This is a genomic window from Isoptericola sp. Y581 (genome assembly GCF_059445475.1).
Genome location: NZ_JCAIUK010000002.1, coordinates 313,843 through 326,401, shown reverse-complemented (window position 1 = coordinate 326,401; position 12,559 = coordinate 313,843). Strand labels below are relative to the sequence as shown.

General features: G+C 72.9%; 14 protein-coding genes, 1 other RNA gene and 1 pseudogene. 1 reads left to right on the top strand and 15 read right to left on the bottom strand.

Going from position 1 to position 12,559, the window contains the following annotated elements; translation table 11 throughout:
* Positions 1–3: 3 nt before the first annotated feature.
* The 8 genes and pseudogenes from AC1C2W_RS04505 to AC1C2W_RS04470 all read right to left on the bottom strand — a co-directional run bounded on the left by AC1C2W_RS04505 (position 4) and on the right by AC1C2W_RS04470 (position 8,098).
* Entirely contained in the window at positions 4–1,737 is a 1,734-nt protein-coding gene (locus AC1C2W_RS04505) for a beta-N-acetylhexosaminidase (protein ID WP_495412499.1), read from the bottom strand.
* Between the two features lie 113 nt (positions 1,738–1,850).
* Positions 1,851–2,217, bottom strand: a transfer-messenger RNA (tmRNA) gene (gene ssrA, locus AC1C2W_RS04500).
* Positions 2,218–2,343: 126 nt separating this feature from the next.
* A complete protein-coding gene (smpB, locus tag AC1C2W_RS04495) occupies positions 2,344–2,844 on the bottom strand; it encodes an SsrA-binding protein SmpB (protein WP_495387581.1) in 501 nt (166 codons plus the stop codon).
* Between the two features lie 115 nt (positions 2,845–2,959).
* A complete protein-coding gene (locus AC1C2W_RS04490) occupies positions 2,960–4,438 on the bottom strand; it encodes a peptidoglycan DD-metalloendopeptidase family protein (RefSeq protein ID WP_495412498.1) in 1,479 nt (492 codons plus the stop codon).
* Between the two features lie 8 nt (positions 4,439–4,446).
* Positions 4,447–5,358 carry a permease-like cell division protein FtsX gene (gene ftsX / locus AC1C2W_RS04485; RefSeq protein WP_495412497.1) on the bottom strand — a complete coding sequence of 304 codons (912 nt, stop codon included), beginning with the start codon at positions 5,356–5,358 and terminating at the stop codon, positions 4,447–4,449.
* A 330-nt stretch (positions 5,359–5,688) separates the two neighbouring features.
* Positions 5,689–6,366, bottom strand: a pseudogene (gene ftsE / locus AC1C2W_RS04480) (cell division ATP-binding protein FtsE); the annotation flags it as partial.
* A gap of 162 nt (positions 6,367–6,528) precedes the next feature.
* A complete protein-coding gene (gene prfB / locus AC1C2W_RS04475; protein WP_495387584.1) occupies positions 6,529–7,644 on the bottom strand; it encodes a peptide chain release factor 2 in 1,116 nt (371 codons plus the stop codon).
* Positions 7,645–7,714: 70 nt separating this feature from the next.
* Complete coding sequence (locus AC1C2W_RS04470; protein ID WP_495387585.1) at positions 7,715–8,098, bottom strand: ankyrin repeat domain-containing protein; 384 nt, start codon at positions 8,096–8,098, stop codon at positions 7,715–7,717.
* Between the two features lie 75 nt (positions 8,099–8,173).
* On the opposite strand from AC1C2W_RS04470, the gene AC1C2W_RS04465 reads away from it, so the two are divergent.
* Positions 8,174–8,710, top strand: coding sequence for a putative glycolipid-binding domain-containing protein (locus tag AC1C2W_RS04465; protein ID WP_495412496.1), 537 nt, complete (start codon positions 8,174–8,176; stop codon positions 8,708–8,710).
* Positions 8,711–8,727: 17 nt separating this feature from the next.
* Here the strand turns inward: AC1C2W_RS04465 and AC1C2W_RS04460 are convergent, their stop codons facing one another.
* From AC1C2W_RS04460 to AC1C2W_RS04430, 7 genes are all read right to left on the bottom strand, one after another.
* Entirely contained in the window at positions 8,728–9,942 is a 1,215-nt protein-coding gene (locus tag AC1C2W_RS04460) for a globin domain-containing protein (RefSeq protein WP_495387587.1), read from the bottom strand.
* Between the two features lie 63 nt (positions 9,943–10,005).
* A complete protein-coding gene (locus AC1C2W_RS04455) occupies positions 10,006–10,449 on the bottom strand; it encodes an RrF2 family transcriptional regulator (protein WP_495412495.1) in 444 nt (147 codons plus the stop codon).
* A gap of 77 nt (positions 10,450–10,526) precedes the next feature.
* Entirely contained in the window at positions 10,527–11,009 is a 483-nt protein-coding gene (locus tag AC1C2W_RS04450; RefSeq protein WP_495412494.1) for a hypothetical protein, read from the bottom strand.
* Positions 11,006–11,494: a pilus assembly protein gene (locus AC1C2W_RS04445; RefSeq protein WP_495387590.1), complete on the bottom strand. Its 489-nt coding sequence runs from the start codon at positions 11,492–11,494 to the stop codon at positions 11,006–11,008. Before AC1C2W_RS04445 ends, AC1C2W_RS04450 begins: the two co-directional genes overlap by 4 nt.
* Positions 11,491–11,910 carry a TadE family protein gene (locus AC1C2W_RS04440; RefSeq protein ID WP_495387591.1) on the bottom strand — a complete coding sequence of 140 codons (420 nt, stop codon included), beginning with the start codon at positions 11,908–11,910 and terminating at the stop codon, positions 11,491–11,493. The genes AC1C2W_RS04445 and AC1C2W_RS04440 overlap by 4 nt, the downstream gene beginning before the upstream one ends.
* Entirely contained in the window at positions 11,907–12,332 is a 426-nt protein-coding gene (locus tag AC1C2W_RS04435) for a VOC family protein (protein WP_495387592.1), read from the bottom strand. Before AC1C2W_RS04435 ends, AC1C2W_RS04440 begins: the two co-directional genes overlap by 4 nt.
* A 22-nt stretch (positions 12,333–12,354) precedes the next feature.
* Positions 12,355–12,546, bottom strand: a complete 192-nt coding sequence (locus tag AC1C2W_RS04430) for a hypothetical protein (RefSeq protein WP_495412493.1) — start codon at positions 12,544–12,546, stop codon at positions 12,355–12,357.
* Positions 12,547–12,559: the final 13 nt, after the last annotated feature.

Genomic DNA, 12,559 nt, shown 5'->3' with positions numbered 1-12,559 from the left:
CTCTCACCCGTCCCCGGGCCCGGCGCCGTCGCGCCCCGCCACCCAGCCGCCCATGCCGGCCCACCCGGCCGCGGCGCGCTCGGCCGCGAGGTCGCGGGGGTAGCCCTGCACTCCCGGCCGCTGCTGCCACGGGTGCGGCCCACCCGGCGGGCGGTACTCGACGCCCGCCGCGTCGAGACGGGGCAGGTGCGCGCGGCGCAGCCGCTCGGCGAACCCGGTGGCGTCCGGGTTCCAGACCGCCTCCGCGAACGCGGCCAGGCGGGGGTAGGCCGCATAGTCGATGCGGCGCGCGGAGTCGAGGTGCTCGGCCCACACCTGCGCCTGCGCCCCGAGGAGCGTGCCCGGCAGGTCGCCGGCCAGCTCGGGGCGCGCGGCGAGCAGCCCGGCGGGCAGCGGCTCGAACGCCCGGACGTCGTCGACGGTGCGCACGAACCCGACGGGCACGGGCTCGTCGGGGCCGTCGGCGGCCCTGTGGTCGAGGTACACCTCCTGCTCCGGGGCCATCACCACGTCGTGGCCGGCGGCGAGCGCGTCGGCGGCCACCGCGTGCCCGCGCCAGCAGGTGACGACGACGTCGCGCGGCAGGTCGGGGCCGAACGCCTCGTCCCACACCACCGCCCGCCGGCCCTTCGAGCGCAGGTGCTCGGCGAGCCGCGCCAGGAACCAGCCGTGCAGGCGGGCGACGTCGCCCGTGCCGTCCGCGGCGCTCAGCCCCAGGTCGGCGGCGCGGGCCACGATGTCGGGCCGCTCGCGCCACGCCGTCGTGGGCACCTCGTCGCCGCCGAGGGAGACGAACGGCGCGTCGAAGACGTCGCACACCTCGTCCAGCACGTCTCGGAAGAAGTCGACGGCCGCGGGCGACGGGTCGAGCACGTCCTCGCTGATGCCCCAGGTGGTGCGCACCTCGTGCTCGCCGGGGCGCGCGGCGAGCTCCGGGTAGGCCGTCAGTACCGCCTGCACGTGGCCGGGCGAGCCGATCTCCGGCACCACGATGACGCCCCGCTCGCGCGCGTACGCGACGATCTCGCGCAGGTCGGCCTGGGTGTAGAAGCCGCCGTGCGGTCGGCCGTCGTGCCGTCCGGCCCGCCAGGTCCCGACGCCGGACTCGCGCCGCCAGGAGCCCACCTCGGTGAGCCGCGGGTAGCGCTCGACCTCCATCCGCCACCCCTGGTCGTCCGTGAGGTGGAGCTGCAGCACGTTCAGGTGATGGGCGGCCGCGAGGTCGACGAACCGCAGCACGTCCGCCTTCGGCAGGAAGTGCCGCGCGACGTCGAGCAGCACGCCGCGCCAGGCGAGCCGGGGCGCGTCGTCGATGGTGGCGACCGGCAGGGCGAGCGGCGCCGCTCCTGCGCGGCGGAACGCCTGCGGGCCGGCCAGCTGCCGCAGCGTCTGCGCGGCCGCGTGCGCACCGGCGGCGTCGGCCGCGGACACGCGCACCCGTGCGCCCTCGCCCTCGCCCTCGACCTCGACCTCGACCTCGACCTCGAGCCGATAGCCGCGCGCCGGAAGGGCGGCATCCAGGTCGAAGGTGACGTCGGCGGGCTGCCCCGGGCCCACGGGCACCAGGTCGAGCCCGAAGGCGTCCTCGCTCACGCGGCGCCACCACCGGGCGGCCGGATAGAGGGTCGGGTCGGCGGCGACCCGCGCGCCTTCCGCCAGGACGACCGTCGCCCCGTCGGCGTGCAGGGTCAGGGGGGCGGGAACGGGCGCAGGGACGACATCGCTGGCGTTCGGCATGCGGCAACCCTAGGTGAATGTACGGACTCCAAAGCAATGGCCGGGCCGGCCGCGACCTCCCCGCAACGCACGACGAGGCGGGTCACCGTGATGGTGACCCGCCTCGTCGAGAGGGGTGGAGCTGCCGGGAATCGAACCCGGGTCCGGTGGCGCTTTTCGAGGACTTCTCCGGGCGCAGTCTGCTGTGCTTTTCTCGGCCCCCGCACTCACGCAGACAAGGTGCGGACGGGCCCAGTCATCAAAAAGTCCCCACCGCCCCGATGACGAGGACGGCAAGCAGTGGCTCTCTAGATGACGCCGGCTACCGGGGCGAGAGCATCCCCGGGCCGACGGACTTCAGACTCGCTCAGGCGGCGAGTGCGAAGTCGGTGCGCTTGTTATCGGCACCTATAAGTTTGCAGGCAAGCGTTCACGAGATGAGCCTGCATCCTCGGCCCGCTTCTCCTTGAAGCACGACCACCGTCGAAACCGATCAGCCCCTATGGATTTGTCAACTGTGTTGGCATCCGCCGACGCTCGCGCGCCCACGTTCTCCAGTCTAGAGGATCAACCGCCACCGCGGCGCCGTTATTTCCGCCGGCCGCACCACGGCCGGCCGAGCCTCGCTCAGCCGAGCATCTCCTGGTGGCGGATGGCGCGCCGCGCCTCGCGCATGTCCTGCTGCTCGCGCAGCGTCTGCCGCTTGTCGTACTCCTTCTTGCCGCGTGCCAGGGCGATCTCGACCTTGGCGCGGCCGTCCAGGAAGTACAGGCTCAGCGGGATCAGGGTGTGGCCCTTCTCCCGCGACTTGGCCCCCAGCCGGTCGATCTCCTCGCGGTGCAGCAGCAGCTTGCGCTTGCGGCGCGGCGCGTGGTTGTTCCACGTGCCCTGGAAGTACTCGGGGATGTGCACGTTCTCGAGCCAGGCCTCGCCGTGGTCGATCGCCGCGTAGCCGTCGATCAGCGACGCTCGGCCCATGCGGAGCGCCTTGACCTCGGTGCCCGACAGCACGATCCCGGCCTCGACGACGTCCTCGATCACGTAGTCGTGGCGGGCCTTCTTGTTGTTCGCCACGATCTTGCGCGGGTCGTCCGGCTTCTTCTTGGCGCCCTTGGCCTTGTTGGACATGGTCTCCTCCTCCCGGGATCGCGGTCTCGCGACGACCCAGGATACGGGAGAGCCGGGCGGTGGCCAGGGCTTTTCCGCGGACCGCGGACGCAACCCGCCGCCCGCGGGGGCTGGCTCAGTTGAGCCAGCCGCCCATCGGGTCGGTCGTGCTGCCGTTCACGTACACCTCGAAGTGCAGGTGGCACGCCGCGGAGGTGCCCGTCGAGCCCGAGTAGCCGATGGTCTGCCCCTTGTCGACCTTCTGGCCGACCCCCACGATGTCCCGCGTCAGGTGCAGGTAGCGCGACATCACGTTGTCGCCCTTGCGCGTGCCGTGGTTGATGAGCACGTTGTTGCCGCCGCCGGACGAGAAGTGCGCCTGCTCCACGTAGCCGCTCTGGGCGGCGTAGACCGCGGTGCCGCAGTACGTGCGGATGTCGGTGCCGGCGTGCAGCCGCCAGTAGTGCAGCGTCGGGTGGAAGCGCATCCCGTAGCTGCTGGTGACCACGTGGTAGTTCGTCGGCCAGCCGAGGAACGGCCCCGAGGACGACGAGCCGCCTCCTCCGCCTCCTCCGCCACCGCCGCCACCGCCACCGCCACCGCCGCCACCGCCACCGCCACCACCGCCACCGCCGCCGCCGCTGTTGCTCTTCCGCTCGGCGGCGGCCTTGCGGCGTGCCTCCTCGTCGGCCTTGCGGCGCTGCTCCTCGAGCCGGGCGTCGCGGGCCTTCTGCTTCTGGATGATCTCCTTGAGCTGCGACTCGAGGCCGGCCTGCGCCTTCTCGTTGGACTTCAGGTCGGCGAGGGCGGTCTCCCGCTGCGACGCGATCGAGGCCTTGAGCGTGCGCTGCTTGGCGATGAGCCCCTCGACCTCAGCCTTGCGGTCGGCGGCCTGGCGCTGCGCCTTCTCGGCCGCGACCACGTTCGCGTCCGCCTCGGCCTTGAGGTCGGCGATCGCGGCGCGGATCGCGTCGAGGCGCGCCTGCTGGTTGCGGGCCACCGCCTCGGCGTCCTGCAGGTCCGTGAGCGTGCGCGCCTGGCTCCGCGCCGCCGACGACGACACGGCGAACTCGTCGAGGAAGTCCTCGGTGGACTGGGCCCCCGTCACGAGGCCGATCGTGCTGGAGTCGTCGCCGTTGCGGTACGCCTGGCGGGCCATCTGGACGACGTCGGCCCGCGCCGACTCGACCTTCCCCTTGCCGGAGTCGATCTGCTCGGCGACCGCAGCCTCCTCCGCCTCGGCGTCGGAGAGCCGCTGGGCGAGGATCGCGGCCTTGCGGCGCGCCTCCTCGAGCGCCGCCTGCGCGGCGGCGAGCTCGGCCTGCGCCACGGGCAGCCGCGCCTCGACCTCGTTCAGGTCGAGCACGGCCTTCCGGTACTTCGCGTTGGTGTCCTCGAGCTCTTCGTGGAGGCTGTCGCGCTCGCGCTCCTTGGCGCGCTGCTTCGCCTCCGCGGCGGCTCGCTGGTCGTCGATGTCGTCCGCGGCGGCGGCGGGCGCCGAGACGCTCGCGGACAGGGTCGCCGACGTCGTCGCCCCGCCCAGCACCAGCACCGCGGCCACCAGGCCGCCCAGCACGCGTCGTGAGACGCCTCGGGTCGTGCTCAGGGTCGTCATCTGTGATCTCACACCCTCGTGTACCGGTTGAGCGTCACCACGGAGGACACCACCGCCAGCAGCACGGCGATTCCTATCAGCAGCGGCGCGATGAGCAGGACGTCGCCCACGTCCACGTACGCCACCCAGTCGACGGAGTCCTGGAGCCAGTCCGTCACCAGGTACTGCACGGCGAGCCAGAGCCCGCCCACGGCCAGGAGTGCGCCGACGAGGGCCGCGATCGCGCCCTCGAGCATGAACGGCAGCTGCACGAACAGGTTCGACGCGCCCACGAGCCGCATGATGCCGGTCTCGCGGCGCCGCGAGACGGCGGACAGCCGGATGGTCGTCGTGATGAGCAGCACCGCAGCGAGCAGCATCACGCCCGCCAGCCCCGCGGCCAGCAGCGAGGCGCGGCCGAGCGCGAGGAACAACGGTTCGAACACCTCGCGCTGATCCTCCACGACCTCGACGCCCGAGCGGCCCTCGAGCACGTCGTCCACCACCTGGTACTGCTCCGGGTCCATCAGCTTGAGCCGGAACGACGCCTGCATGTCGTCCTCGGTGAGCTGTGTGCCCTGGTAGCCGTCCGGGTACATCTCGGCGAACGCGTCGAACGCATCGGCCTTGCTCTCGAAGTAGGTGGTGTCGACGATGTCGGCCAGCTCGGTGTCGATCACCTTCTGGAGCGCCTCGACCTGCTCGTCGGTGGCCTCGCCGTCCGCGCACGTCGGCGAGGTCGAGCCGTCGGGGCACAGGAAGACGGAGACCTCGACGAGGTCGTACCAGTCCCCCTTGAGCTTGGTCACCTGGGTCTGCAGCAGGGCCGCCGCTCCGACGAACGTCAGCGACACGAACGTCACGAGGACGACCGAGATCACCATCGACATGTTGCGCCGGAGGCCGCCCAGGACCTCGGTGAGGACGAACTGCAGCCGCACGCCTCAGGCCTCCCGTCCCGCGCGCACGCGCTCGTGCTCGCGCAGCACCTGCTGCACCACCTGGTCGGCCGAGCCGGGGCCCGGTCCCGAAGGCTCGGCCGCCCCCGCGTCGGCCGGCTCCGCCTCCACGGCGGCCTCCGCCGCGTGCGCCGGTGCCGGCGGGCCCGTCTCCTCGGTCTCGGACCTCGCCGCAGCGGCCTCGGCGGCATGCTCGGCCTCGAGGTCGGCGGGCTCCGGGGTCACCTGCACGCGCTGCACGGTCCGCTCGCCACGCCCGGGGGCGTCGAGCACCGGCGTCCGGCCCACCTGCGGCAGGATCGACTCCCGCTCGCCGTAGCCGGCGTTGGCCTCGTCGCGCACGACCGAACCCGTCGACAGCTCCACCACGCGCTTGCGCATCTCGTTGACGATCTCGTCGTCGTGCGTGGCCATCACCACCGTGGTGCCCGTGCGGTTGATCCGGTCGAGCAGGCGCATGATCCCCAGGGACGTCGTCGGGTCGAGGTTGCCGGTCGGCTCGTCGGCCAGCAGGATCTGCGGCCGGTTCACGAACGCCCGGGCGATCGCCACGCGCTGCTGCTCGCCGCCGGAGAGCTCGTGCGGAAGCCGCTTCTCCTTGCCGTCCAGGCCCACCATCTCGAGCACCTCGGGCACCGTCGACCTGATCGTGTGCCGAGGCTTGCCGATCACCTGCAGCGCGAACGCGACGTTCTCGTGGACGGTCTTGTTCGGCAGCAGGCGGAAGTCCTGGAAGACGACGCCGATGCTGCGGCGCAGCGACGGCACCTTCCAGCTCGAGAGCCGGGAGAGGTCACGACCCGCGACATACACGCTGCCGCCCGTCGGCCGCTCCTCGCGCAGCACCAACCGCAGGAAGGTGCTCTTGCCCGAGCCCGACGCTCCCACGAGGAAGACGAACTCCCCCCGCGAGACGTCCACGGAGACGTCGTCGAGCGCGGGTCGCGCCCCTCGGGCGTAGACCTTCGAGACGTGCTCGAACCGGATCACGACGTGCCTCTCCCCTGCCAGGTCGACCGTGCGGCGCCGGCACGATGGCCGGGCCGCCCGATTCCCGAGAGTCGCACCCGGCGGCGATGGTCACAGGAAGGACACGCCGGGGAGTCGTGGGTCGAGGTCGTCGCCCTGAGCAGCGATCAGGAGCAGCGACGGTCAGGCGGCGTCGGCGCCACCGGAGCGGCGCCAGCGGATCCCGGCCTCGATGAAGTCGTCGATCGCGCCGTCGAACACGGCCTGCGTGTTGCCGGACTCGTGCTCGGTGCGCAGGTCCTTGACCATCTGGTACGGCTGCAGCACGTAGGAGCGCATCTGCTCGCCCCAGCTCGCCTTGATGTCGCCGGCGAGCTCCTTCTTCTTCGCGGCCTCTTCCTGCCGGCGGATCAGCAGCAGGCGGGACTGCATCACGCGCAGCGCCGCGGCACGGTTCTGGATCTGCGACTTCTCGTTCTGCATCGACACGACGGTGCCCGTCGGGAGGTGCGTCATGCGCACGGCGGAGTCCGTGGTGTTCACGGACTGCCCGCCCGGACCCGACGAGCGGAACACGTCGATCTTGAGCTCCGCCTCGGGGATCTCGACGGAGTCCGTCTGCTCGATGAGGGGCACCACCTCGACGGCGGCGAACGACGTCTGCCGGCGGCCCTGGTTGTCGAAGGGCGAGATCCGCACGAGCCGGTGCGTGCCGGCCTCGACGGACAGGTTGCCGAAGGCGTAGGGCGCGTTGACCTCGAAGGTCGCGGACTTCAGCCCGGCCTCCTCCGCGTACGAGGTGTCCATGACCTTCGTCGGGTAGCCGTGCCGCTCGGCCCAGCGCAGGTACATGCGCATGAGCATCTCGGCGAAGTCGGCGGCGTCGACGCCGCCGGCGCCCGCGCGGATGGTCACGACCGCCTCGCGGGCGTCGTACTCGCCGTTGAGGAGGGTGCGGACCTCGAGGAGGTCGAGGTCCTTGCGGATCGCGGCGACCTCGGTCTCGGCCTCGGTGAGGGTGTCCTGGTCGTCCATCTCGACCCCCATCTCGACGAGGGTCTCGACGTCGTCGATGCGCCGCTGGAGCCGTGAGACGCGCTCGAGCTCGCCCTGCGTGGTCGACAGCGCCGACGTCACCTTCTGCGCCTTCTCGGGGTCGTCCCACAGATCGGGCACGGACGCCTGCTCCGACAGGTCCTCGATCTTCGCCCGCAGGGCGGTGGGGTCGCTCACGCTCTCGATGGACTCGAGGGTGGCGCGCAGCGCCTTGATCTCTGCGGGAAAGTCGATGGTGGCCACGATCCTCAAGGTTACCCGCCACCGCGGGTTCCCCTCGCGTGCCCCAAGTCAGCCTGGGGTCCGCCCGGTGTCAGTCCCGCTCGGGCAGGGTGCGGCCGAACATCTGCGCGGTGTCCCGGGCGCTGGGCGTGCCCGCGTCGGGGTCCGCGCCCGCGGCGAGCAGCGCCGCGATCACGTCGTCGGAGCCCTTGAAGACGGCGCCCGCGAGCGGCGACTGCCCGCGCGCGTTGACGCGATCGACATCGGCGCCGCGCTCGGCGAGGCCCCGCACGAGGCCCGCGTGCCCGTGGTAAGCGGCGAGCATGAGCAGCGTGTTGCCTGCCGCGTCCGCGTGGTCGGCCGGCACGCCCGCGTCGACGAACTCGAGCAGCAGGTCGGAGCCCGCGCGGGCGAGGTCGAACATCTGATCGAGATCGACCGGCAGTCTGTCCACCGGCGGCTTGTCGTCGGGCATGCGGGCGAATCTACCGGGCGGCCCGCGGGCGGGCTCCCCGTTCCTCCCCGATCCTGAAGCCGGAGGTGGTCCGCGGTGGCGTCGTACGGGTGGCGGGGGCTCGAGACGGGCAGCGTCGAGCATCTGGACCTCAGGGAGCGCGACGGCCTGCTACGGGCCCGGTCGGTGGTCGACCTCGGCCCGGAGCGTCTGGAGTACGCGTTGGAGCTCGACCCGGCGTGGATGTTCCTGGCCCTGCGGGTGCGGTCGTCGTCGGGGCGGGAGCTCGACCTGAGCAGGGACCCCGCGGGCGGCTGGCTGGTCGACGGGGCGGCTCGGCCCGACCTCGCCGACGCGGTGGACGTGGACCTCTCGTTCAGCCCGTTCACCAACACGCTGCCGATCCGCCGCCTCGACCTGGCGGTCGAGACGGCGGCGGACATCGTCACGGCACACGTCGACGGGGCGACGTTCGAGGTCGCGCCCGACACCCGGCGGTACACCCGGCTGGCGCCGGACCGCTACGTCTACGAGTCCGGCGACGGCGACTTCCATCGCGAGATCACGGTGGACGACGACAAGTTCGTCGTCGACTACCCCGGGCTCTTCTCCCGCCTGCCGGTCGCCGGCTGACCATCGGCGCGGGCGGGTCAGGCCGCGGCGATCTCCCGGCCGGGGCCGAAGACCTCGTGGTGGATGCGGTCGTCCGTGATGCCGCGGCCCAGCAGGGCCGACTGCACCACCGTCATGAAGGGGGCCGGCCCGCACAGGTAGGCGTCCGCGTCGTGCGGCAGGTCGACATCGGCGAGGTCGATGAGACCGGATCGGAGCCGGTCGCCCCCCGCTCGCGTGCCGAGGTCCTCGTACCACCGGTGCAGCTCCGCCGTCGGGATGTCGGCGACGAGCGCCCGCAGCTCGGCGCGGTGCGCGTGCCGCGCGGGCGAGCGGTCGGCGTGCAGCACGACCACCCGCCGCGTCGTGCCGGTGCGGCGCAGGTGGTGCAGGAACCCGATCATCGGGGTGATGCCGATGCCCGCCGAGACCAGGACGAGCGGGTTCTCGCCCTCCACCAGCGTGAGCTCGCCGAACGGTGCCGAGACCTCGAGCGCGTCCCCCTCGAAGACGTTGGCGTGCAGGTGGTTCGACACCTCCCCGGCCGGGGAGATCCGGTCCGCCCCCGCCACGGGCGGGAGCGCCTTGACCGAGATCGTCCACACGTCGGCCGCCCCCGCGCCCGTGAGGCTGTACTGGCGGATCTGGCGCGCGCCGTCGGGCAGCGTGACGGCGATCGAGACGTACTGTCCCGGCCGCGCCGACGGCAGCGGCCCGCCGTCGGGCGCGGCCAGCTCGAGCGAGACGGTGTCGGGCGACTCCTGCACCCGGCGGCGGACCTGCACCGTGCGCCACACGTCGCCCGGCGTCACGCCAGACTCGGCGTACAGGCCCAGCTCGACCGACACGAGCGCGTCGGCCATGTCCCAGTAGACCTCGTCCCACGCGGCGGCCACCTCGGGCGTCACCGCGTCGCCGAGTACCTCGACGATCGCCGCGAACAGGTGCTCGTGCACGATCGGGTACTGCTCGGGCAGGATGCCGAGCGACGCGTGCTTGTGCGCGATCCGAGCGAGCACCGTGCGCGGGTCCGGCCCGTCGCCCACGAGGAGGGTCGCGTAGGCGGCGATCGCCCCGGCGAGCGCCCGCTGCTGGTCGCCGCGGGCCTGGTTGCCGCGGTTGAACAGGTTCCGCTCCAGCTCCGGGTGGGCCGCGAACATGCGGCGGTAGAAGATCGGTGTGATGTCGCCGATCGCCCCGCCGATCACGGGCAGCGTGGCGCGGACGACGACGGCGGACTCGGGGCTGAGCATGGATGACTCCTGTCTGGTGTTCTACGGTGCTGGCCGGACGCGCCGGGCGTGCTCGGTGGGCGGTCAGCCGGGCGGGCGTGCTCCGATGTGCAGGAGCAGGTCCCGGGTCGGTGGTGCGGCGACGTCGGCGATGGTGACCGGGTCGAGAGCCGCGAAGAATGCCTCGCGGGCGTGCGCGAGCGCGCCGCGCAGCCGGCAGCTGCCCCGCAACGGGCACGGGTTGGCGCCCTCGCACTCGACGACCTCCCCGTCGCCCTCGAGGGCTCGGGCGACGAGGCCGACGGAGGTGTCCCGGGCTGCGTCGGCGAGCCGCAGCCCGCCCGTACGACCCCGCCGTACCTCGACGACCCCGAGCCGGCCGAGCTGCGTGACGACCTTGGCCGCGTGCGTCGCGGGCACGTTCAGCGCCTCGGCGAGCGCCCGCGTCGTCGCGGTCCGCCCGTCGTCGAGCACGGCGAGGCGCATCACGATGCGCAGTCCGAGGTCGGTGAATGCGGTGAGCTGCACACCCGCAGGTTAATCAAACTGGTATATCAAATGCGCCTTTTTGCGCTGTGGCCTGCCCCACACGTCCCGGCGCGGGCTCAGCCGGCGCGGGCGGACGACGTCGCGGCCACGGCAAAGCCGCCGCCGAACGCGTCCGTGAACCACCGGACCAGCGGCGGGTGCGACGTCGCGACCAGACCGACGCGCGCCGTCCGCCCGTCCGGCGAGGCCGCCTCCACGATCCGCAGGCCGTCCAGCCCCTCCGCCTCGCCCGGGTGCGCCGCGAGGTAGGCGACCGCCGACTCCTCGACGTCCGCGTCGGTGAGCGTCAGCACCGCCGACCCACTCGGCGCGCGGGCCTCGCCGGCGTAGAACCGGTCGGGCGGCATCGCGTCGGCGGCGTCGGCCGCGAGCGCGTCGGCGAGGTCGTACAGGTGCTTGTGGTCCAAGTGCACGGCCGTCGCCGACGCGACCATCCCGACGATCATGAGCGCCAGCGCCACCACGCCCGCGGTGAGGAGCATGATCCGGCCGTCCTCGGGTCCGGGCTCGACCCGGCCGCGTCCTGCGCGTGCGATCACGGCCGCACCTGCCCGTACTCGTCGACCGTCGCGACGTGCGTCGCGGTGACCGGGATCTCGAGCGGTACCCAGCTGCGCAGCCCCGTGGGCACGAACGGCAGCGGCACGGTGAGCCGGGCCCGCACCCCGACGGTGGCGCCGGGCGTGAGGCAGGGATCGGCGGAGCACTCCAGCTCCACGACGCCGTCCCCCGCGTCGAAACCCTGGTCGGCGAACGCGATGCCAGCCGCGGCCCGGGCGCGCTCGCCGCCCGCGGCGGAGGAATCCGCGGTGACCATCGCCCGCCCCGCCTCCCGCGCCGCGCCCTCGACCGCGAACGCCCCAGCCTGCACCTGCGCCAGCGTCAGCACCAGGTACACGAGCGGCACCAGCAGCAGCACCGCGGTGCCCAGGAACTCGACCAGCGCTGCACCGCTCTCGCCGTCGACGTCGGTGCCGGGCACGGTGCCGGGCACGGTCTCGACCCGGGCGTCGGCCGCGCTCATGCCTCCTCCAGGGCATGCCCCTGCAGGGTGAGCACCCCGGACGGGCCGAGGAGCCCCACCACCGGCAGCGGGACCTGGACCGTCACCTCGACCACATCCAGGCCGTCCAGGCGGGTCTGCTGCACCGACACGTCGTCCGCGTAACGCGAGCCGAGCGACGACGCCAGCAGCTCCCGCGTGCGCGTGGCGCCACTGGCGAGGTCCCGGTCGGCCCGGGCCGCGATCCGGGCGCCCTCAGCCGCCGCGTCGATGGTCAGCGCCCGCACGTGCATCGCGAGCGCCACCTGCACCACCCCAAGGAAGAGCGCGAGCACGAGGGCCGAGACCATGAGGAACTCCGCGACCGCCGACCCCGACTCCCCGTCCGGACGGGACCACGACGCCCGCGTGCCCGGTCCGGCCCCGACACCCGTCACGCACCCGGCCCGTCGATCGACGCGTGGATCGGCTCGCCGACCGGCGATGCCCACGACGGGCGCGCGACCAGGCAGAACGGGTGCCCGGCGGAGTCTGCGTACACGTCCCCCGCGCCGCTGCCGGGAGGCTCGGGCGTGAGCCGGCGCGCCCCGATCGCCAGCACCTGGGAGTGCGCGAGGACGATGTCGTCGACCATGACGTCCAGGTGCAGCTGCTGCGGGCGCGCCGGGTCGCCCCAGACGGGCGGCCGATGGTCGGTCGCACGCTGGAACGCCAGGCCGGAGTGTCGGTCGCTCCGCGCGACCACCACGAAGTCGTCGCTCCGGGAGGTGATCGGCTCGCCGAGCACCGTGGACCAGAACGTCGCGAGACCGAGCGGGTCGGGACAGTCGACGACCGTGTGGTGCAACCGACCGATCATGATTCCTCCCGCACCGCGCGGCTCAGCCGCCGGTGACGCTGGAGATCGCCTGGGTAAAGGCGTCCTCCAGCAGCGGGCCGGCGATGGCCCACAACGCCACGACGAGGCCCGCCGTCATGAGGGTGACCAGCACCCACCCTGGCACGTCGCCGCGTTCCGGGTCGTCGGCCGCGGGCCGGTCGGGCTGCCGGTTCTCGGTCTCGTCGTGCTGCATGGTCGGTCCTTTC